This window comes from Paenibacillus sp. BIC5C1, from assembly GCF_032399705.1.
GTDB classification, from domain to species: Bacteria; Bacillota; Bacilli; order Paenibacillales; family Paenibacillaceae; genus Paenibacillus; species Paenibacillus taichungensis_A.
This window is the reverse complement of sequence record NZ_CP135922.1, coordinates 800,374-822,811: the sequence shown is the minus strand read 5'-3', so window position 1 is coordinate 822,811 and position 22,438 is coordinate 800,374. Positions and strand designations below refer to the sequence as shown.

The window sequence follows — 22,438 nt, the reverse complement described above, 5'->3', positions numbered from 1 at the left end:
ATTCAATTGCCGCCGCACAAGATCGATCCTTATAATCTCGCATTACTTTTAGGTTAATTTTAATCGCTTAGTCGGTTGAACCAGATCTTTGCCATCATACTCGTCCTTGATATCTCCAACAATTTCTTCAAGAATATCCTCCATCGTAACCAGACCAACTGTTTCCCCTTCTGTATTATGCACTGTTGCGATATGGGAACGACTTTGCTGCATCTGGACCAAGACATCCTTAATCGGCGATAACTCCGAAAATTTTAACATGTCGTGTACAAACGTATCCATGTTGAAATCCCGGCCTGCGGCAACACTCGTGAGCATTTCCTTTGTATGGATAAATCCAACGAAGTGATCCTGATTTCCTTTTTCAATCACCGGGAAACGTGTATATTCATGCTGCTTTAGAACCTCGATCATACGATCCAGCGGCATTTCTTTGTCCAGCGTAACGATTTTTTCTTTGCGGATCATAATCTCCTGAAGCAGACGTTCATCAAAAGCAAATATGTTTTTGAGGTAGTCCAGCTCTGTCTGATTAATTTCTCCACTCTCATAACTTTGCGCCATAATCAGCTTCAGCTCCTCTTCGGAGTGAACTGTATCGTGACCGGCAGGTTTTATTCCAAAGATGCCAAGCAATAGACGGGCAGCCCCATTCAGCGCGTAGATAAACGGATTCATGATCTTACCAAACCAGTACAGCGGTGGTGCAAGCAATAGTGTCATCTTCTCTGCAAACTGGATCGCCAGTGTTTTCGGTGCCAATTCACCAATAACGACATGCAGGAACGTAATAATTGCCAGGGCAATCCCGTACGAAAGTACCGTAGACAACGCCGCTGTGACTTCCAGTCGCTCAAACAGCGGATGCAGCATTTTCTCAACAGTGGGTTCACCCAACGCACCCAATACCAGCGCCGTGATCGTGATACCCAATTGACACGCAGATAGATAATAATCCAGATTGTGAGCCACTTTTTTGGCCAATACCGCTTTTTTGTTCCCTTCCAGGATCAACTGATCTATTCGGGACATCCGTACTTTCAGAATTGCAAATTCCGCTCCAACGAAAAAGGCGGTCAGTCCGATAAATACGGCTACTAAAAATAAGTTTAAGGCTATTATTCCGTCCAATGATTTCCCTCAATATGAGGGATTCACCTCCAAGTAAAATTTATATTAAGGTTGCACAAGTGACGTTCCGGTGACGGCTCGTTCTTCCGATCGCCATTGCCTCCAAATTTCCCTGATTGTTGTTTTCAAAGGTTTAAAATTGGTTTGCAAACGCGAACGCTACGCTTCTTCAGAATCGATTCCGTCCCCTACACTGCTACGTTGCCAAAACATTTAAATTCTGAGGGCAGTAGCCAAATGGCAGTCATACCCTAGATTACAGTCATGATCGAACCAACATCACGCCAGATCGCTAGCAGATTCATCCACCTGAGCACTATTTACACGTTCAAGCAGAACCTGCTTAATGTGGAAATTTTCTGCGTCCACAACGGTCCAGACGTAATCACCGTGTTCAACCGTATCGCCTTGTTCCACACCCACACCCTTCTGGAACTGAATCCATCCGGCCACGGTATCCATCTCCTCGTTGCCTTCAAAGACAAGCCCAAACTGTCGCTCCAACTCATCCAGCAGCACCCGGCCGTTAATGAGATATTGGTTCTCTCCAGTTTCCTGAATGTCAGCAACTTCATCAGCGTCGAACTCATCCCGAATCTCGCCGACAAGCTCCTCCAGAATATCCTCCATAGTAATAATTCCCGAAGTACCTCCGTATTCATCCACTACCACAGCCATGTGCACGCGTTCCTGCTGCATCTTGATCATGGCATCCTGGATACTTGTCACTTCAGAAACAAAAGGAATCTCCCGAACAAAATCGATAAGTTGGTGTTCCCTAAGGGCAACCATGTCAGGCAAAATCTTTTTCACATTGACTACACCGACAATTCGGTCCTTGTCGCCATCCTCAATGACGGGATAACGTGAATAATTATGCTCATCCAATATCGGAATGATATCGTCGTATGTCATATTCTGATTCAATGTCACAAGCTCTGTCCTCGGAACCATGATGTCTTTGGCATCACGCTCATCGAACACGAATACGTTTTCCAGGTACGAAAGCTTGGTCTTGTTGTTCTCGTCTCCTTCATAGCTCTGGTTCATGATGATTTTGATCTCATCCTCCGAGTATGCCTGTTCATGTCCGGCAGGCTTCACTCCAAATGCCCGCAGAATTACCCGGGATGCACCATTCAGCGCCCAAATGAAGGGATACATAATTTTTCCGAACCAGTATAGCGGTGGTGAGAGCAACAGCGTCAATTTTTCCGAAAATTGAATTGCCATCGTTTTGGGTGCCATCTCCCCAACCACAACGTGCAGGAACGTGACAAGTATAAAGGCAATCGCATAGGAAGCAACCGCCGATATGGAAGCTGAAACGTCCAGATAATTAAATACCGGGTATAACAACCTTTCAACCGTTGGCTTACCGAGTGCTCCCAATCCAAGGGCAGTTACGGTAATACCGAGCTGACAGGCTGACAGATAATAATCGAGGTCCGAGACTACTTTCTTGGCCAATATGGCTTTTTTATTCCCCTCGGCAACCAGTTGATCCACTCTTGATGTACGAATCTTAACCACAGCGAACTCAGATGCAACGAAAAATGCGGTCAATGCAATCAAGATAATGAGTAATACAATATTTAATATGGTGATTATGTCCAATGATTTCCCCGCTTCTCAGGGATTCACCTCCAGAGATAGTTACAGCGTCATCGGTTAACTTGGTTAACCATTCAACAGCTGATTGACGTTCAATATGGCCTATGCCTTATATGAAATCGTTAAATGATAAAGTGTGTATAGGTTGTACTTTGACCTTGTAAAATTGCAAAACAGGAATTCAGGATGAAGTCCATCACTTATAGAAACTACTTCACTAAAAACAGGGTTCCCCCTCTTGCTGTCATTGTTTCTCGATTTACTCCACCAAAATTCTCCATTTGGACAGTTTACAATATCGCCTTCCCAATAGATATCCACCTCCCCTCTTGTTCATTCCTGTTTCAGAAAAGTATAACATGTTCTACGCCAAACCATCCAGTTGCACGTTATGGTTTGGAATATAGATTATAAAATGAGTTCACAAAATAAACTTTTATGTATGTGGTCTTTCTCGATCTACAGTTTTATTTTATGTGATATGGTTCACATGGTTAGTATAGACCAGCTTATAGAAATGGTACCCTTTACTTTAGTCGATTAAACCTGCTTCGGGCCTTTATTTATAGCCATTCTTCTTTGCCGTATCCGGACTATAACAAGTCCGGCAATGACACCATAATGATGTATACGTTGAAAAGGGCCCGCAGGATGCAAACACCTTTTCCGGTGTACATCTGTACGGACCCTCATGTTTCAATTTATCAAGTTAGAATTAGTTATACCAACGCTTTGGCAGCAATATCAGACCGTTGATGTTTACCGTCAAAATGGATACGTTCCGCTTGAGCGTAGGCTTTGTTTCGGGCTTCGGCAATATCCGAACCAAGACCCACAACGCCTAGAATCCGTCCACCATTGGTGACCCAGTCTCCAGATTCATTGCGTGCCGTTCCAGCGTGGAATACTACTGCTTCATCGACTTGCTCCAGTCCTTCAATAACGACACCTTTGGCATACGGACCAGGATAGCCTCCAGATGCAAGCACTACACATACAGCAGCTTCGTCGCTCCATTCAATCTCGATATCCGCCAATTTCCCGTGCACAGTTGCCCAGAAAATGTCGAGCAGATCACTCTTTAAACGCGGTAATACGACCTGTGTCTCGGGATCACCGAAACGAGCGTTGAATTCAATCGTTTTGGGTTTACCATCTGGTGAAATCATCAGCCCGGCAAACAATACACCTTGGAAAGGACGCCCTTCGGATACCATCGCTTTGGCTGTTGGTTTGATAATCGTCTCTACCGCTTCTTCAATGATGGAGGCCGGGATATGTGGCAATGGTGAGTATGTACCCATTCCGCCCGTGTTTGGCCCCTGATCATTGTCGAATACCGGTTTGTGATCTTGTGCAGCAGCCATCGGACGAACGGTCTCCCCATCGACAAAAGCCAAAATCGACATTTCCTGACCTGCCAGGAATTCTTCGATGATGACTTTGGCTCCTGCTTCACCAAATACTTTCTCCACCATAATGCTGCGGAGTGCCTGGTCAGCCTCATCACGTGAATAGGCTACGGTAACGCCTTTTCCAGCTGCCAGCCCATCGGCCTTGATTACTACAGGTATGGCCTGCTCATTCAGATAAACCTGCGCTTGCTCATAATTGTCGAACTTCTCATAGGCTGCAGTCGGAATATTGTATTTGTGCAGCAGGTCTTTCATGAACGTTTTGCTGCCTTCAATCTTTGCTGCATTGCGGCGTGGTCCAAATACCGGAATGCCTGTTTTATCAAAAGCGTCTACAATGCCGTCTGCGAGCGGATCGTCTGGCCCAATAACAACCAATCCCACGTTAAGCTCCACGGCAAGCGCCGTCAGTTTATCGAATTCATTTACCGAAATCGGGTGACACTCGGCGAGCTGCGCAATGCCTGCATTTCCCGGAGCACAATGAATCTTGCCTGCCTTCGGGCTTTTCGCCAGTGCCCATATGATTGCGTGTTCCCGGCCACCGCCGCCAACTACCAGAATATCCATTAGTGTTGTTCCCCCTCCGTGCATAACTGGTTTTGTTATACTATTACGTGTTGAAATAGCTTAAAAAGAAGGGGTGTACCATAAGTCATAAGCATGACAGGCGACACCCCTTATTAAACCTTTTTCGTTCTAGTGTTTGAAGTGACGAACGCCTGTGAAGACCATGGCAATACCGTATTCATTCGCTACTTTGATGGACTCTTCGTCCTTGATCGAACCACCTGGTTGAATAACGGCTGTAACTCCAGCTTTCGCTGCAAGTTCCAGTGTATCGCCCATTGGGAAGAATGCATCGGATGCCAGAATGGCTCCTTTGGCTAGTTCTCCAGCTTGTTCGATAGCAATCTTGGCTGCGCCGACACGGTTCATTTGCCCTGCGCCTACACCAACAGTCATGTCGTTTGCTGCAAGCACAATGGCATTGGATTTCACGTGCTTAACCACTTTCCAGCCAAACAAAAGCTGTTTCAGTTCTTCTTCCGATGGTGCACGATCTGTAACTACCTTGAGCTCGCCCGCTTCAATGGAATGCACATCGCTTTGTTGCACAATCATGCCGCCGTCGATGGAGGTTACTACGAACTTACTCTCCCGATTGCGGGCAGCGTTCAGTTCACCCGTTTTGAGCAAACGAATGTTTTTCTTTTTGGTCAGGATGTCGAGTGCCTCTTGTGTAAAATCAGGAGCCAGTACGATTTCCAGGAAAATCTCACTCAGTTTAGCCGCTGTATCGCTATCGATAATGCGGTTGGCTGCCACGATTCCACCAAAGATGGAGGTTGGATCAGCCGCATAAGCTTTGCCATAAGCTTCGTAGATGCTTTCACCAATACCCACGCCGCAAGGATTCATATGTTTAACCGCCACAACGGCCGGTTCTTCAAATTCTTTCACAATCTGCAATGCTGCGTTCGCATCGTTGATATTATTGTAAGACAACTCTTTGCCATGCAATTGCTCGGCTGTTGTCAATGTATCTTGAGCTGCCAGCGGTTTGCGGTAAAATGCCGCCTGCTGATGTGGATTTTCGCCGTAGCGCAAATCCTGGAGTTTTTCGTAAGTAACCGTCAGACGCTCTGGCAGTGGATCACCGTTCAGGTTGGAGAGATAATCGGAGATAACTGCATCGTATGCCGCTGTATGGCGGAACACTTTTGCCGCAAGCCGTTTGCGTGTCTCAAGTGTGGTATCCCCATTGCTGCGGACCTCTTCAAGCACCTTGCCATAATCTGCTGTGTCTACAACAACACTAACATAAGCATGGTTCTTAGCAGCAGAACGAAGCATGGTTGGACCACCAATATCGATGTTCTCGATTGCGTCCTCATACGTTACGTCCGGTTTGGCGATGGTGTCCTGAAACGGATACAGGTTTACAACAACGAGGTCGATATAATCCAGTCCATTCTCTTCCATCTGGCGCTTGTGCTCTTCGCTGTCACGAACAGCCAATAAACCACCATGAACTGCTGGATGCAATGTTTTAACACGTCCGTCCATAATCTCCGGAAATCCGGTCACATCCGAAATTCCGATGACAGGCACGCCTTCCTTCGACAACAGGCTGCTTGTACCTCCTGTCGAAATAATCTCCACACCCATTTGCGACAGCTCGCGGCAAAAATCCACGATGCCTGTTTTATCCCATACGCTGACCAGCGCTCTTTTGATACTCACAATATGCTCCTCCTTTAATGTCCCATGGCTTCGCGTTTCATGGCGAAACACAACCGATTTATTTCCCGAGAAATATCACAAAATGCGTACCAATTTTCGACTTCTGTTATACAAGTTGATAAATGAGTTTACACTAAAACACTACGAGTCCAGAATAATCTTTCGATCGCTGTTATTCCCAGATTTTTCGAACAATTTCTCAAAGGTAAAAATCCAGTAATAAAGGCGAGCGCTTCGCTTCTCCAGCTTATTTCTGGCCTCTCCGTTAACGTGTAAAAGGTTCCAACTTATATCAAACCGGTTTCCGTACCGTAACTTGTCGACCTTCGAGTTGAACCCATCCCTGAGCAAACCAGGACACAACCTCAGGGTACAGTTGCTGTTCGGCAGCATGGATGGAACTACTAACGGATTCAGCCGTATCCTCTGGCAAAATCGGAACAGGATGCTGGGCAATAATCGGCCCTGTATCCATGCCCCCATCCACAAAGTGAACGGTAACCCCGGTGATTTTAACACCATATTCAAGCGCCTGCCCTATGGCATCTTTGCCTGCAAACGCTGGCAACAAGGACGGATGAATGTTAATAAGTCGTCCTGCATAGCGATCTACCACAACTGAAGTCAACAATCTCATGTAGCCGGCAAGAACAACCAGGTCAATGTTTCTGGATTCAAGCACTTCCACGATCTCAGCCTCGTAGGCTTCGCGGGAATCATAATTTTTGGGAGTAAACAGATGGCATTCCACACCTGCATCCTGCGCCCGCTGCACTACACGTGCAGCCGGTTTGTCACATACCAGCAGATCTATGGATGCCCCGAGCCCTCCGTTCCTTGCTGCATCAACCAATGCCTGAAAGTTAGACCCTTCACCAGAGGCAAATACAGCAATACGGTAATTCGCCATTAAACATCCGCTCCCGTGAAGGTTACTCGCGCATCTCCTTCGGTCACACGTCCAATGATGTACGCTTCTTCACCAGATGCTTTCAATTGTTCCAATGCTTCACCTGCATCTGCTTCGTTCACAACCAGGACAAGTCCGATCCCCATATTAAACGTGGTGAACATGTCGCGGTTTGAGACGGCTCCTTTTTCTTGCAACAGGTTGAAGATTGGCAGAATCGGCCAAGAACCATAATCAATATCTACATTTACGCTGCTTGGCAGCATACGCGGAATGTTCTCGATGAAGCCACCACCAGTAATGTGGGCCATGCCTTTTACTTTTACCTTTTCAAGCAGGGACAGGAGTGGTTTTACATAGATTTTCGTTGGTTCCAGCAGTGCGTCACCCAGCTTACCGCCCAGTTCAGCGACTTCATCCTGCAAGCCCAATCCGGCTTGTTCCAACAAAAGTTTGCGTACCAAGGAGAATCCGTTACTATGCACTCCGCTGGATGCAAGTCCAATCACCGTGTCGCCAGGAGCGATCGTTGTACCGTTAATGATTTTCGCTTTGTCCACGATACCTACGGTAAATCCGGCAATATCGTATTCACCTTCACTGTACATGCCCGGCATTTCAGCCGTTTCGCCACCGATCAGAGCACAGCCCGACTGATGACACCCTTCTGCGATTCCCGCAACAATGGCTTCGATTTTCTCCGGGATGACTTTGTCACATGCCAGATAATCGAGGAAGAACAGCGGCTCTGCGCCCTGTACCACAATGTCGTTCACACACATGGCTACCGCGTCGATTCCGATGGTATCATGACGGTCCATGGCAAATGCGATTTTCAGCTTAGTTCCTACACCGTCTGTACCGGATACAAGCACCGGCTCATCATATTTATCTTTGTTCAAACCGAACAGGGCGCCAAAGCCCCCCAGATCTGTCATCACTTCCGGACGGAAGGTACGCTTCACGTGTTTTTTCATCCGTTCAACCGCTTCGTTGCCTGCCGCGATATCGACGCCGGCGTTTTTGTATGCTTCGGACAAGTGGAATCAGCTCCTTTTTTTTCGCCCCTCCTAAATCCTCCCGCCCGGGAGGACCCCAAAGGACCTTGGCAGGCCCTCTGGACACCCGCCAAACAAGCGGTGCAGGGGTGGCTGGTATGATCTTGCTATGGTTGGTTCGTTCGTGTGCTCGCGTGGTTGTTCGCCGATTCCGTTGGCCGCAGGCCACTGGTCGGCGAACCCCGCTCGGCTGCGCTGCGGGGCAAGCCCGGAGGCAGCTGCTTCGCCTGGCTGCCTGAGCCCCTGTTGCTCCGCAAGGCGGGGCTTAAGGGCTGGGCTACGCCCGGGGGCAGCTGCTTCGCTTGGCTGCCTGGGCCCCTGTTGCTCCGCAAGGCGGGGCTTAAGGGCTGGGCTACGCCCGGGGGCAGCTGCTTCGCCTGGCTGCTTGGGCCCCTGTTGCTCCGCAAGGCGGGGCTTAGGGGCAAGGGCTGCGACCCGGGGCAGCTGCTTCGCTTGGCTGCCTGGGCCCCTGTTGCTCCGCAAGGCGGGGCTTAAGAGCTGGGCTACGCCAGGGGGCAGCTGCTTCGCATCGCTGCCTGGGCCCCTGTTGCTCCGCAAGGCGGGGCTTAAGGGCTCGGGCTGCGACCCGGGGCAGCTGCTTCGCATCGCTGCCTGAGCCCCTGTTGCTCCGCAAGGCGGGGCTTAACAGCTAGCAGCTACAGCCGAATTTCTCTTCGCCGCCGAAATCGAGGCGGGTTGGATAATCATTATCAAAGCATGCGAGGCAAAGCCCGCCTTTGTAGTCATCCTGATTATCTCCCTGAATCGATGTAATCAGCCCATCGGGGCTGAGGAACGACAGGGAGTCCGCGTTGATTTCACGGCAAATTTCTTCCACTGACAGTTGAGAGGCAATCAATTCGCGACTGTCAGGCGTATCAATACCGTAGAAGCACGGGTTTTTGAACGGTGGTGATGTAATCCGTACATGCACCTCTGTTGCTCCGGCATCCCGGAGCATGTTTACGATCCGCCGGGAAGTGGTTCCCCGCACAATGGAGTCGTCAATCATAACCACACGTTTGCCTTCCACAACGCGACGTACAGCGCTCAGTTTCATCTTCACGCCTTGCTCCCGCAGTTCCTGGCTTGGCTGGATAAACGTACGTCCGGTGTATTTGTTTTTGATCATACCCATCTCATACGGAATCCCTGTCTGCTCGGCGTAGCCAATTGCCGCGGAAATACTGGAGTCCGGTACACCTGTTACCAGATCTGCATCGACAAACGACTCAATCGCCATCCGGCTACCCATCCGTTTACGCGCAGCGTGCTGGTTTGCACCATTCATGTCACTGTCCGGACGGGCAAAGTAGATATACTCCATCGCACACAGTGCCTTGCGGTGTTTGTGATGATCAAAGCGGTCTTCATGAAGACCATCCGCATCCAGTACCAACAGTTCGCCTGGCTCAATGTCACGAATCAACTCTGCGCCAATCGTCTCGAGGGCACACGTCTCGGATGCGAACAGATACGCATCTCCCAATTTACCCATTGTGAGCGGACGCAGACCATGAGGATCAGAAGCAACCAGCAACTTGTCGTTGGTCATGATCAGAAATGCATAACCACCCACAATCCGTTGGAACGCATCCTTCGCAGCTTCTACCAATCCTTTGGAAGATCTCGCGATTAGATGGGCAATAACTTCGGTATCACTGGTCGTTTGAAAAATAGATCCGCCCTGCTCCAATTCACGCCGGATTGTTGGCGCATTTACAATGTTTCCGTTCGTTGCTACAGCCAGATCACCATCACGGTATTTGAATACCAATGGTTGTGCGTTCGTCAGCTTACTGTCACCACTCGTTGAATAACGAACGTGTCCGATGGAGATATCCCCGGTTAACGTCTGCATCAGGTCTTTGGTGAAGACTTCCTTCACCAGACCCATACCACGGTGGTAGTGAAACTCGTTACCGTCACTTACACACATCCCTGCACTTTCTTCACCCCGGTGTTGAAGGGCATGCAGGCCATAATAGGATAGTGATGCGGCGTCAGGATGTTTGAACACCCCGAATACTCCGCATTCTTCCTTTAATTTGTCGAGTCCTTCCTTGCCGGACCCTTCGTTATAATAATCACCTGTCCACAATGGTCCTGTCGTCAGTTCATGAGACATGGAATCGCATCCTCCCAGACCTGAGCTAAACCTCCTACAGGTTCGTTCACGGCTGATGTTCCGTTCAATTCAATTGTCAGGTTACTTCCTTCTACACGTCCAATAACAGCTACAGGCACACCACGTTCACGTACAAAAGCTTCCAGCTTACCTGCTTGCTCCGGCGAAGCCGACAGCAAAATACGAGATTGGCTCTCACTGAATAGGGCGTGATCTGCCCGCAGTGCAGTCTCGACATTCACCTGTGCTCCAACGTTACCACTGATACAAGACTCTGCGAGTGCAACAGCCAAGCCGCCTTCAGACAAGTCATGTGCCGAGCGAACGAGACCGGATTGAATAGCTTCCAGCACGGTGCTGAGCAACGCTTTTTCCGTTTGCAAATTCAGTTCTGGCGGACGACCTTCCGTCTGGCCATGAACCGCGTATTGCAGCTCGCTGCCACCCAGCTCAGCTTTTGTTTCACCGAGGAGGATGATAACATCACCTTCGGATTTGAATGCTTGTGTTGTGATGTGATCTGTATCATGAACGAGACCAACCATACCAACCACTGGTGTTGGATAGATAGAGCCTTTAGCGTTTTCGTTGTACAGACTCACATTACCACCGATAACTGGCGTATCCAGCACGCGGCAAGCTTCCGCCATACCGTCTACTGCTTTTTCCATCTGCCAGAAAATATCCGGCTTCTCCGGGTTACCAAAGTTCAGGTTGTCCGTAATCGCGAGTGGCTCTGCACCGGAACATACAATGTTACGGGCAGCTTCACTGACTGCAATCCGTCCGCCTACTTCTGGATCCAGATATACATAACGTCCATTACAGTCCGTTGTCATCGCGAGACCTTTGCGTGTGCCACGAATCGTGACTACGGCTGCATCCGACCCCGGACGAACGGCAGTGCTTGTACGTACCATGTAATCGTATTGATCATAAATCCATTTTTTACTTGCTACTGTTGGTGAAGCCAGCACTTGTTTCAGCGCTCCGCCGAGATCCGACACTTCGTCGTAACGAAGCGTGTCGATGGAAGCACTTTGCTCATAGTATGCAGGTACAGAAGAAGGTTTGTCGTACACTGGACATTCGTCAACCAGTGCCGTTACTGGCATATCTCCAACCACTTCACCGTGGTGGATCAATTTCAGACGTCCGTCATCCGTTACTTTACCGACTTTCGCACAGATTACGCCCCAACGTTCAAAGATTTCCATCGCCTGCGCCTCATCCTTCGGCTCAACAACGAACAACATCCGTTCCTGGGACTCGGACAACATCATCTCGTAAGGCGTCATGCCTTCTTCACGCTGTGGTACCTGATCCAGATACAATTCCAGACCGTTACCCGCTTTACTTGCCATCTCTGCACTCGAACATGTCAGACCAGCAGCACCCATATCCTGAATCCCGAGCACGATGCCCGTGTCGATCAATTCCAGACAGGATTCCATTACCAGTTTCTCCATAAACGGATCACCGACCTGAACCGCTGTCCGTTGGGACTCGGATTCTTCCGTCAGTTCAACCGATGCAAAGGTTGCTCCATGAATTCCATCACGGCCTGTTGGCGGGCCCACATAGTAAACCGGGTTACCTACGCCTTTAGCTACACCGCGCTGAATCTTGTCATGATCAATCAGACCCACACACATCGCGTTAACCAGCGGATTACCTTCATAGCTCTCATCAAACATCACTTCGCCACCAACGGTAGGAATACCGATACAGTTACCGTATCCAGCAATACCCGCTACCACATGTTCGAACAAATATTTAACGCGATCGCTCTCCAGCTTACCGAAACGCAGGGAGTTCAGTATTGCTACGGGTCTTGCACCCATGGAGAAAATATCACGGATAATGCCGCCCACACCTGTTGCCGCACCTTGATAAGGCTCAACCGCGGAAGGATGGTTATGGCTTTCAATTTTGAATACAACGGCCTGATTGTCACCGATATCCACGATACCGGCACCTTCACCAGGTCCCATCAGGACACGTGGTCCAGTGGTTGGGAAACGGCGCAGCAATGGCTTGGAGTTTTTATAAGCGCAGTGCTCCGACCACATCACACTGAAAACACCAATTTCCGTGTAGTTCGGCTTACGCCCCATGAACTCACAGATCAGCTCATACTCGCTGTCAGACACGCCCATTTGTGCGTAAAGTTTATGTTCTGCGACCTGTTCTGCCGTCGGTTCCTTAGCGGATAGCTGCTGCGTCATGCCGATCCCTCCATGCTTTCAAAATAGATGTAAACATACGTTTGCCGTCTTCCGAACCCAGCAGTGAGTCCACCGCGCGCTCTGGATGTGGCATCATGCCAACCACATTTCCACCCTCATTACAGATTCCCGCGATATCACCCAGGGAACCGTTCGGGTTGCTGCCATACGTAAAGACGATCTGGTTGTTTGCCTGCAAACTTGCTAGTGTTTCTTCGTCACAGTAATAGTTTCCTTCACCGTGAGCAATAGGAATAACGATCTCTTCCCCAGGTGCATAGTCACGTGTAAATGGAGTAGCTGCATTCGCCACTTTCAACACCGTATCGTGACAACGGAATTTCAGCGACATGTTGCGGATCAACGCGCCAGGAAGCAATCCTGCCTCAGTGAGGATCTGGAATCCGTTGCAAATGCCGAGAATATATTTACCTTGTTCAGCAGCCTTAGCTACCTCATTCATTACGGGTGCAAAACGGGAGATCGCTCCGCAGCGCAGATAGTCTCCATAAGAGAAACCACCTGGAACAAGGATACAATCATAAGCCGATAAATCTGTAGCCGTGTGCCATACATAATCAACCTCTTGTCCAATCGCATCTTCTACTGCTTTGTAACAGTCGATGTCGCAGTTGGATCCAGGAAACACAAGAACTGCAAATTTCATGGGATTAACCCTCCAATTCGTAGCGGTAATCTTCAACAACGGTGTTAGCCAGCAGCTTCTCACACATTACTGTCAATCGTTTCTCCGCTTCCGCACGGTCTGTTGTATCCAGAGTCAGTTCCATGACTTTACCAATCCGTACACTTTCCACTTCATTGAATCCCATCGAGTGCAGGGCACCTTGAACAGCTACTCCTTGCGGGTCGAGAACGCTTTGCTTAATAGTGACATAGACGGTTGCTTTAATCATGATCCTTATGTTCCTCCTCAGTAATGAACGGGATAAATGCTTTATGCTGTTAAAAAAGTGACTTGGGAGCTTGCTCCGGGGCGGATTGTTCTTCCGGTCGCTGTTGTCCCCAGGTTTTTCTGAATTGTTTTGAACCGCTGTGCGGTCAAAACCCGGGGACAAAGGCGAACGCTATCGCTCCTTTAAGAACAATTCCGCCCCTCCGCTAGTCCATGCGACGTTTTTTTAAAGGCCTAAACCCTTTACGTTGCACGGTGTGTAATGGTCGAGCCTGACCATTACGTGAAAAAAGTGAATGGTCTTCGAGTTAAATGAGTAACCCTACTGTTTTTTTATATTGATAGACTTCCAGTTTAATAAAAGTCTTGGTTTAATTGCCTCATCCCCAGTTTGACACTGGTGGAGGGAAAAATTTGAGCTGGAGAAGCGTTAGCGCTCGCCTTTGCAACCGGAATGTTTCCTTTTGAAGAAAGGATTCCAATCCAAACATTCCGGGGGCAACAGCGATCGAAAGCCAAACTTTCCCGTAGCCTACACTCAAACGTCCCTTACTCAAACTTATTTTTCCGTTAAACGGTTATAAATATCGACGTATCTTGCGGTTGTGGCCTCCACTACCTCTTGTGGCAGCGGGTCAGGTTTGCTGTTCTTGTCCCAATCGCTGCCTAACAGATAGGTGCGCACTGGCTCTTTATCCATGCTGTCGATCTCGATGTCGAGTGCATAATTCTCCTGGGCCCAGAAGCGAGAAGCGTCTGGCGTGAAGATTTCATCGATCAGAATGACTTTGCCGTCGACCATGCCGAACTCGAATTTGCAGTCTGCGAGAATGATGCCCCGCTGATCGCAATAGTCGCGAGCGAATTCGTAGAGACGCAGGCTCTTTTCCTGAAGCTCAATCGCCAGAGCATCTCCGACAATTTCTTTCATTCGATCCATCGGAATGTCTTCGTCATGACCGACATCGTTTTTAGCTGCTGGGGTGAAGATGGGAACGTCGAGCTTGGCGTTTTTGCGAAGTCCCTCCGGCAGCTTGATGCCGTTGACCTCTCCGCTTTTCTCATATTGTCTCCACCCGCCTCCGGTAATGTATCCGCGTACCACACATTCAATATCAATGCGCTCGGCTTTGCGGGTCACCATGATGCGGTCTTTGAGCTGTTCAGGATCAGTGATGACATCGCCCAATTGGTTTACATCCGTATGCACCACGTGGTTATCCATCATGTCGTCCGTCAGTTCAAACCAGAAGCTGCTCAGTTTATTAAGCACATTGCCCTTCTCGGGAACGGCCGGGTCCAGCACATAGTCAAATGCCGAAATCCGGTCCGTAACCACGATGAGAAAATGTTCACCCAGATCGTACAACTCACGCACTTTTCCCTTGTATAACAAAGGAGCTTTAACGAGATCTGCCGCAGTGGACAGCGCCATGGAGGCTCACCTTCTTTCAGGAGATGTAGGGCTATAAACAGAGCCGTGATGATGCACACTTCACTCCGATGACAGAACAATCTTCCGATCGCTGTTATCCCCAGATTTTTTGATTCCACTTTTTCAAAGTGAAAATCCGGGGATAAAGGCGAACGCTTCGCTTCTTCAGCTTATTTCTGTCCTCTGCGTTCCCTGCTGACCCATCATTCTGTTCTCTAGCCTTATGAAAGGATTATATTAGTCGTTCAAACCAAGTTTTTTGAAGATTGTATCCACATGCTTCAGGTGCCATGACGGGTTGAACGCATCTGCGATTTCCTCGTCGCTCAGCACTTCCGTAATTTCCGGTGTGGATTTCACGATATCCTGGAACTGGCGTTGTTCTTCCCATGCTTGCATCGCACGTGGCTGAACCGTATCGTATGCCTGCTCACGGCTGAAACCTTTGTCGATCAGCTTCGTCATTACGCGACCGGAGAATGGTACACCGAAGGTGCGCTCCATATTGCGTTTCATATTTTCAGGGAATACCGTCAGGTTCTTCACGATGTTTCCGAAACGGTTCAGCATGTAGTTCAGCAGCATCGTTGCATCCGGCAGAATGATACGCTCTACGGAAGAGTGCGAGATATCGCGCTCGTGCCACAACGTCACGTTCTCGTATGCCGATACCATATGTCCGCGAATAACGCGGGACAGACCGGAAATATTTTCACTGCCGATTGGGTTACGTTTGTGCGGCATTGCCGAAGATCCTTTTTGACCTTTTGCAAATGCTTCTTCCACTTCACGGAACTCACTCTTTTGCAACGCACGTACTTCTGTAGCAAACTTGTCCAGAGATGTTGCGATCAATGCCAGTGTAGCCATGTATTCTGCATGACGGTCACGTTGCAGCGTTTGAGTCGAGATTGGTGCAGGCTTCGTACCCAACTTCTCGCAGACAAACTCTTCAACAAACGGATCAATGTTCGCGTAAGTACCAACTGCTCCAGAGATCTTACCGTATTGTACGTTGTCTGCCGCGTGGCGGAAACGCTCCAAATTCCGTTTCATTTCTTCATGCCAGAGTGCCATTTTCAGACCAAACGTCGTTGGCTCCGCATGTACCCCATGTGTACGTCCCATCATTGGCGTGTGCTGATAGGTCTTCGCTTTTTCACGTAAAATTTCGATAAAGTTCACAATGTCACGTTCCAGGATTTCGTTTGCCTGACGCAGTACATATCCAAGAGCCGTATCAACGACATCCGTGGAAGTCAGTCCGTAGTGCACCCATTTCCGCTCAGCGCCCAGACTTTCAGATACCGTACGCGTGAAAGCAATAACGTCATGACGTGTTTCCTGTTCAATCTCGTAAATGCGGTCGATGTCAAAAGAAGCGTTCTGACGAAGCAATGCTGCTTCTTCCTTAGGAATGACGCCAAGCTCCGCCCAAGCTTCACATGCACAAATTTCAACTTCCAGCCAAGACTTGAATTTGTTCTCCTCCGTCCAGATGGCTCTCATTTCGGGTCTGCTATAACGTTCGATCATAAATTTGTATTCCTCCAAAGATTAGTTTGTTCAATCCATTGTAATCCTTCTTCGACATCCTGACAGAGCAGATTGACATGCCCCATTTTTCGTCCTGTCTTTGCTTCGGTTTTACCATATATATGAAGCTTAGGAATTACACCGAGTTCCAACGCTTCCGCGTCAGCCTGACCCGTTCTGGCAATTATACCTTCCAGATGTTCTCCAAGCACATTGACCATAACAACCGGACTCAATAATGAGGTATCTCCAAGCGGCAATCCGCAAATCGCACGAATATGCTGTTCGAATTGCGATGTGGCGCAGGCTTCCATCGTATAGTGGCCGGAATTATGCGGCCTAGGGGCCAGCTCATTCACATACAGTCTTCCATCTGCCGCAACAAACAATTCCACTGCGAGCAATCCAACGGCCTGTATGGATTGAGCCACTGCTGCCGCCAATTTCTGCGCTTCAATCTGTATTTCGGTCGCCACTCTTGCGGGTACAATCGAAGCATGCAAAATGTTGTTCACATGAATGTTCTCCGCAGGCGGGAACGTCTTAATTTCTCCATTCGTGCTGCGTGCAACAACCACTGAAATCTCGCAGTCAAACTTGATAAATTGCTCCAATACCAGTTCCGCACCGGTAGCTGCAAGTTCTTCATAAGCAGCTAGCGCCTGATTTGCTTCGCGAATAACCCGTTGACCCTTGCCGTCATATCCGCCTGTCACCGTCTTCAGTACACAAGGAACACCAAGTTCACTCACGGCTGCCTTCATGGTGTCCTTGCTTGTAATTTCCCGGTAAGGAGCTACACGCACACCAGCCGCCTCAATGGCTCGTTTTTCACGCAAACGATGCTGGGTTGTGTACAATAACGCACTTCCTTGCGGTACATAGGATTCCCGTTCCAGGAGAGAAGCAACATCTGCATCTACATTCTCGAACTCATAGGTGATTACATCACACTGCCGAGCCAGTTCGATTGCAGCCTTTTCATCGTCATATCCCGCTTCAATCTGATCGGCAATTTGTCCACAAGGGGAATCAGCTGCCGGATCAAGTGTAACGAACCGATACCCCATCGCTGTTCCGGCAAGTGTCAGCATCCGTCCAAGCTGCCCGCCTCCAAGAACACCGATGGTTGTTTTACCTGGGAGCAGAACACGTTCTGCTTTACCTGCTGATCCGGGTTGAATTTGTGTATTCGTCATATTTCGTCACTGCTTTCGAGCACTTCTTGTTTGATTCGCTCTCTGCGGGCTTCGCTGCGGCGTTGGACATCCTGGTCAAAAGCACCGATGATCTGAGCCGCAAGCAATGCGGCATTCGTTGCACCTGCCTTGCCAATCGCTACCGTTGCGACGGGAATGCCACCAGGCATTTGAACAATGGACAGCAAGGAATCGAGACCATTTAGCGCCTTGGATTGCACCGGAACTCCAATGACCGGAAGCATCGTCTTGGAAGCGACCATACCGGGCAGATGTGCTGCCCCGCCCGCACCTGCAATGATAACCTTGAATCCACGGCCAATCGCTTGCTCCGCGTATTCAAACATCAAATCTGGCGTGCGATGCGCGGATACGACCTTTTTTTCATACCCAATCTCCAGCTCGTCCAGCACCTCACAAGCATACTTCATCGTTTCCCAATCCGACTTACTGCCCATAATCACAGCCACCTGTACTGACATGAATACATCCAACTCCCGTCTGAGCGTTTTGGTTTCATCCTGTTGCTTCTCGTTTAATTGTGAAATGAAAAAATCCGCTACCCGCGAAAACATCACATTTTCTCCGGACACCGGACTCCAAGAAATACGTATCCCGCATTTGGGCATGCCAAAGGCAGGCTTGCTGTCCGCATCTGATTTCATGCGTCTCTCAGCCGTATCTCCTCGTAGTCCGGAAATTTACGGTTCCCGGGTAGATACTTCCGGGCCCTATTCCCGGCGTTATACGAGCAAATATCTATTTCAACAAATTAATTCAATAATAATGAAGATTCCACATCTTTCGAACCTACTCGACCTTATATATAACTGATCGACACATCTAACATTCTAACAATCCCCTACAGCTAATGTCAACTTAAAGACGAACATTTAACATATTGACAAATATAATGTTCGGAAATAACCGATCATTCAGAGGTGCTGCATCCCTTTTATTCCAAAAAAGAAAGCCGACCCCTCTTCAACCTATCGAAGACAGCCGGCTTTTCTCTTTCATGTGTACACACACATTCTATAATTATTTCACGATAAGTACCGGAACCTGAGCATGCTGAACTACGTTGTGACTGACGCTGCCCAAGACAAATTCCCGAATTCCACCAAGACCACGACTACCAATAATGATAATGTCCGATCCGTTCTCTTTGGCATAATCGAGAAGGACCTCGGCAGCAGCTCCTTGAATCAGATCCACGTTCGCTGTAACGCCAGCAGCCTGAATCCGCTCTTTCGCTTCATCCGTCGTTTGCACCGCCAGATTATAGTAGTCATTATTCAATGAAGGTGGCAAAGGTGCCAACCCTTCCCCGATGAATACACGTGGAAAGTCAAAAGCATGGATAACATCCAAGACAGCACCCGGAGAAACTTTGGCTAACTCAATCGCACGATCAAGTGCCTTATTTGAAGCTTTCGAACCATCATATGCTACTAGTATTTTGGAGAATAACATGTAAATCCCGTCCCTTCCTTTATATGTAGAACATTCGAAGCCAGCTTCGGTCTGACATAAAATACAAGAACCATGTAACTCCTTAAACATCCCCAGGTCAAAATGAACCATTTATAAGAAACATTTTACATAATCATTCAAGCCATTCACCTAGAGTACAGCAGATTCCAACTATTCAATCCATACCTTATTGCAGAAAATACCCATAGATTACCGCATTCAGGAATAACAACAACGGAATGCCGATCGTAAAACTGGGATGCTTGGTCTTGTGACGTTTACGATACATTGCAATCCATACTCCCAATGCCCCACCAATAAAGGCCAGCAGGAACAGCGTTCGTTCGGGTGTACGATCTCGACGGCGCTGCGCACATTTCTTGTCGTCCGACATGACCAGGTAACCTACGACATTGATAAATAAAAACCACAGTATCAATCCGGTTTGCATATAATTCTAGCGGTCCCCCTGTCCCGGGACATCTCCCTGTACCTCCATTATAGTCCTCTGAAGGAACATGATCAACGCGAGAAGGGAACCGCAAAGATATTTAGAAGCAATGAATCCCTAATACCGAACCTATGACTCCTGCTTAGGAATACCATTCAGGTTTGGTGCTCTTTTTGCTGCCTTTTCGGGACGTACAGAGATACTCTCTTCCCGGATACTGTCTTTGTTCTGCTGATTATGAATCTTTTCTGGTTTGTTATGTGGCATCTGCGTATCACCTCCTAGGCTTACGTTGCCTGAAAAAGGAGAATCTTATACGACAGTCTTACTCTCCCTTTTTCTCCATGGCTGCCTTCAACAGTTCTCCCAGATTGGAACCGATCGACTCTTGTTTAGCATATTGTTTGACCAGCTTTTGCTGATCACGTTTGTTCACATGCTGTTTGTCTTTATCCAATGTTTCCGTTATGCCGCAAGGCAAGCATTGCACGTACAAACCAGCCTTACCCTCTTTAATTTCCATCTTTTTGTGACACTGTGCACACCGACGGTTGGATAATCGTTTTTCTGCCGAACGACGATATCCGCAATCCTCTGTTGGACACACGAGGAACTTGCCGCGTTTGCCCTTTTTCTCCAACAAGCGCGCATTACAATCCGGACAGTGACTGTTGGATACATTATGTGGCTTATACTCCGCTTTGCTTCCTTTTACCGTAGATACAAGCTCTTTCGCCATTGAACGAATGCTTTCCAGGAAAGGCTCTGGCTTCCCTTGCCCACGAGCAATTCGCTCCAGTTCAGCTTCCCATCGGGCTGTTAAATCAGGTGTACGCAGCTGAGGAGCAGCCAATTCAATTAACTGCTTTCCTTTTCCCGTTGGATGCATGCTGTTCCCTTGACGATCGATAGTGTCGGAACTTACCAGCTTCTCAATAATATCCGCTCGTGTAGCCGGAGTACCCAGTCCATACTTCTCCATTTGGGAAAGCAAAGCTGCCTCCGTATACCGTTTGGGCGGCATCGTCCGTCCACTTTTGATATGACAACGTTGAACCGTCACGGACTGACCTTGCTGCACGTCTGGTAAAAGCGCACGCTCATGTTCCGAAGAATCGTCAGCACGATCATCATCCTCATTGCTGTAATCTCCGCCGTACACTTCCCGCCAGCCGCTTTCTTTCACCGTTGTTCCTTTCACATGAAAGGAATCGTGGCCCACCTGAATAGTGATCGCAACAGAATCGTACCTCGCAGCCGGATAGAACAAGCTGATAAAACGGCGTACGATCAGATCGTATAACTTACGTTCCTCTGGATTCAGCTGATTGAGGAGAACCGTCTGTTCTGTTGGAATGATCGCGTGGTGATCGGTTACCTTGCTGTCATCCACGATACGTTTGGTGATATTCAGATTTTTGCGCAACAACGGACGAGCCAAAGACGCATAAGGGCCAATCGCCACACTATCCAGTCGTTCTTTTAGAGTTCCCGTCATATCCGATGTCAGGTAACGGCTGTCTGTACGTGGGTAGGTTACCAGCTTGTGCTGTTCATAAAGACGCTGCAGCACATTCGATGTTTGCTTGGCGGAGAAACCGTATTTCCGGTTGGCATCCCGTTGTAATTCCGTCAGGTCATAAGCCAGCGGATGCGGCTCAACCTTTTCGCTTTTTTTCACTTGGGCAATCGTACCTTTGCGACCCTCTATTCGTTTCTTCAATTCTTGTGTCTCTTGCGGATTGAAGATGCGTGAATCCCCACCTGCAGCACGCCATACCGCCTGAAAAGCTCCCAAATCCGCCGTTAACGTCTCATACTCCTGCGAACGGAAACCGTTGATCTCATTTTCCCTGTCCATAATCATGCCAAGTGTAGGGGTCTGTACCCGTCCAGCTGACAATTGTGCATTAAATCGAACCGTCAATGCACGCGTCACGTTAAGACCTATCATCCAATCCGCCTCTGCCCGGCAACGTGCCGATTCATAAAGACGATCAAACTGGCTGCCTGGCTTGAGTGATGCAAATCCATCCTTGATTGCCTTGTCCGTCTGGGAAGATATCCACAGCCGCTTGAACGGCTTTTTCCACTGCGCCATTTGCATAATCCAACGAGCCAGCAATTCACCCTCACGTGCTGCATCCGTTGCAATGACCAATTCACCAACATCCTGACGTTTCATCAGCTGCTGAACCGCTTTGTATTGATGGTTAGTTTCTTTGAGTACCTTCAGCTTGGTACGATCGGGCAGAATCGGCAAATCCTCCAGATTCCATGTTGCATACTTTTTGTCATAGTCCTCTGGTTCAGCCAACCCGACCAGATGTCCAAGCGCCCAGGTCACGATATATTTCGGGCCTTCCATATAACTTTTATGTTTATCACGCGCCCCCATCACTCTGGCTATTTCGCGTGCCACAGATGGTTTTTCTGCGAGTACTAATGTTTTCACTCCATCTCTTCCTTTCTTTAATAAAACCTATAACTTTATTGCTCCCATCGATGACTAAGATTAATCTTCCACTTCTATCTTTTCATTATATCATTTCATGGTATGGGTTTGCTTTGGCTTCAAAAAGAGCGATTCCCCTAATGAGATACCTATCTCACGTTATTAATGTCAGGTTATTTGACACAATATTGTTCGACAATTTTCTTCCGCGCATGAAATTAGGAGCATTTTGTAGGAAC

Annotated in this window: 19 protein-coding genes and 1 riboswitch; of the genes, 1 reads left to right on the top strand and 18 read right to left on the bottom strand. The window is 48.4% G+C overall.

Annotated elements, in window-relative coordinates; all coding sequences use genetic code 11:
- Positions 1–48 precede the first annotated feature (48 nt).
- From RS891_RS03875 to purM, 6 genes are all read right to left on the bottom strand, one after another.
- Positions 49–1,131, bottom strand: a complete 1,083-nt coding sequence (locus RS891_RS03875) for a hemolysin family protein (RefSeq protein WP_315794477.1) — start codon at positions 1,129–1,131, stop codon at positions 49–51.
- Positions 1,132–1,410: 279 nt separating this feature from the next.
- Positions 1,411–2,748: a hemolysin family protein gene (locus RS891_RS03870; protein ID WP_315794476.1), complete on the bottom strand. Its 1,338-nt coding sequence runs from the start codon at positions 2,746–2,748 to the stop codon at positions 1,411–1,413.
- A 716-nt stretch (positions 2,749–3,464) separates the two neighbouring features.
- Positions 3,465–4,730: a phosphoribosylamine--glycine ligase gene (gene purD / locus RS891_RS03865; protein ID WP_315794475.1), complete on the bottom strand. Its 1,266-nt coding sequence runs from the start codon at positions 4,728–4,730 to the stop codon at positions 3,465–3,467.
- Between the two features lie 129 nt (positions 4,731–4,859).
- Positions 4,860–6,407 carry a bifunctional phosphoribosylaminoimidazolecarboxamide formyltransferase/IMP cyclohydrolase gene (gene purH, locus RS891_RS03860; RefSeq protein WP_315794474.1) on the bottom strand — a complete coding sequence of 516 codons (1,548 nt, stop codon included), beginning with the start codon at positions 6,405–6,407 and terminating at the stop codon, positions 4,860–4,862.
- A gap of 292 nt (positions 6,408–6,699) precedes the next feature.
- Complete coding sequence (purN, locus tag RS891_RS03855) at positions 6,700–7,317, bottom strand: phosphoribosylglycinamide formyltransferase (RefSeq protein ID WP_315794473.1); 618 nt, start codon at positions 7,315–7,317, stop codon at positions 6,700–6,702.
- The gene (gene purM, locus RS891_RS03850) at positions 7,317–8,357 is read right to left on the bottom strand and encodes a phosphoribosylformylglycinamidine cyclo-ligase (RefSeq protein ID WP_315794472.1); all 1,041 of its coding nucleotides are present in this window, start codon (positions 8,355–8,357) and stop codon (positions 7,317–7,319) included. The genes purN and purM overlap by 1 nt, the downstream gene beginning before the upstream one ends.
- Positions 8,358–8,422: 65 nt before the next feature.
- On the opposite strand from purM, the gene RS891_RS03845 reads away from it, so the two are divergent.
- The gene (locus RS891_RS03845; RefSeq protein WP_146752162.1) at positions 8,423–8,614 is read left to right on the top strand and encodes a hypothetical protein; all 192 of its coding nucleotides are present in this window, start codon (positions 8,423–8,425) and stop codon (positions 8,612–8,614) included.
- A gap of 410 nt (positions 8,615–9,024) precedes the next feature.
- Here RS891_RS03845 and purF read toward each other — a convergent pair whose 3' ends face one another.
- From purF to RS891_RS03785, 12 genes are all read right to left on the bottom strand, one after another.
- On the bottom strand, positions 9,025–10,503 hold the full coding sequence (gene purF / locus RS891_RS03840; protein ID WP_079697175.1) for an amidophosphoribosyltransferase: 1,479 nt from the start codon (positions 10,501–10,503) through the stop codon (positions 9,025–9,027).
- Positions 10,488–12,731, bottom strand: coding sequence for a phosphoribosylformylglycinamidine synthase subunit PurL (purL, locus tag RS891_RS03835; protein WP_315794471.1), 2,244 nt, complete (start codon positions 12,729–12,731; stop codon positions 10,488–10,490). Before purL ends, purF begins: the two co-directional genes overlap by 16 nt.
- A complete protein-coding gene (gene purQ / locus RS891_RS03830; RefSeq protein WP_315794470.1) occupies positions 12,709–13,398 on the bottom strand; it encodes a phosphoribosylformylglycinamidine synthase subunit PurQ in 690 nt (229 codons plus the stop codon). The genes purL and purQ overlap by 23 nt, the downstream gene beginning before the upstream one ends.
- A 4-nt stretch (positions 13,399–13,402) precedes the next feature.
- Positions 13,403–13,648 carry a phosphoribosylformylglycinamidine synthase subunit PurS gene (gene purS, locus RS891_RS03825; RefSeq protein WP_024633544.1) on the bottom strand — a complete coding sequence of 82 codons (246 nt, stop codon included), beginning with the start codon at positions 13,646–13,648 and terminating at the stop codon, positions 13,403–13,405.
- A gap of 558 nt (positions 13,649–14,206) precedes the next feature.
- Positions 14,207–15,082, bottom strand: coding sequence for a phosphoribosylaminoimidazolesuccinocarboxamide synthase (locus RS891_RS03820; RefSeq protein WP_113055576.1), 876 nt, complete (start codon positions 15,080–15,082; stop codon positions 14,207–14,209).
- A gap of 237 nt (positions 15,083–15,319) precedes the next feature.
- On the bottom strand, positions 15,320–16,618 hold the full coding sequence (purB, locus tag RS891_RS03815) for an adenylosuccinate lyase (protein WP_113055575.1): 1,299 nt from the start codon (positions 16,616–16,618) through the stop codon (positions 15,320–15,322).
- Positions 16,615–17,817, bottom strand: a complete 1,203-nt coding sequence (purK, locus tag RS891_RS03810; RefSeq protein WP_315794469.1) for a 5-(carboxyamino)imidazole ribonucleotide synthase — start codon at positions 17,815–17,817, stop codon at positions 16,615–16,617. Before purK ends, purB begins: the two co-directional genes overlap by 4 nt.
- On the bottom strand, positions 17,814–18,299 hold the full coding sequence (purE, locus tag RS891_RS03805) for a 5-(carboxyamino)imidazole ribonucleotide mutase (RefSeq protein ID WP_315796156.1): 486 nt from the start codon (positions 18,297–18,299) through the stop codon (positions 17,814–17,816). Before purE ends, purK begins: the two co-directional genes overlap by 4 nt.
- A gap of 187 nt (positions 18,300–18,486) precedes the next feature.
- A riboswitch (purine riboswitch) is annotated at positions 18,487–18,588 on the bottom strand.
- Between the two features lie 270 nt (positions 18,589–18,858).
- Entirely contained in the window at positions 18,859–19,293 is a 435-nt protein-coding gene (locus RS891_RS03800) for a universal stress protein (RefSeq protein WP_024633549.1), read from the bottom strand.
- 187 nt (positions 19,294–19,480) lie between these two features.
- Positions 19,481–19,744: a DUF1294 domain-containing protein gene (locus RS891_RS03795; protein WP_315794468.1), complete on the bottom strand. Its 264-nt coding sequence runs from the start codon at positions 19,742–19,744 to the stop codon at positions 19,481–19,483.
- Positions 19,745–19,873: 129 nt separating this feature from the next.
- A complete protein-coding gene (locus tag RS891_RS03790) occupies positions 19,874–20,011 on the bottom strand; it encodes a hypothetical protein (RefSeq protein ID WP_181586730.1) in 138 nt (45 codons plus the stop codon).
- Positions 20,012–20,069: 58 nt separating this feature from the next.
- A complete protein-coding gene (locus RS891_RS03785; protein WP_315794467.1) occupies positions 20,070–22,199 on the bottom strand; it encodes a DNA topoisomerase III in 2,130 nt (709 codons plus the stop codon).
- Positions 22,200–22,438: the final 239 nt, after the last annotated feature.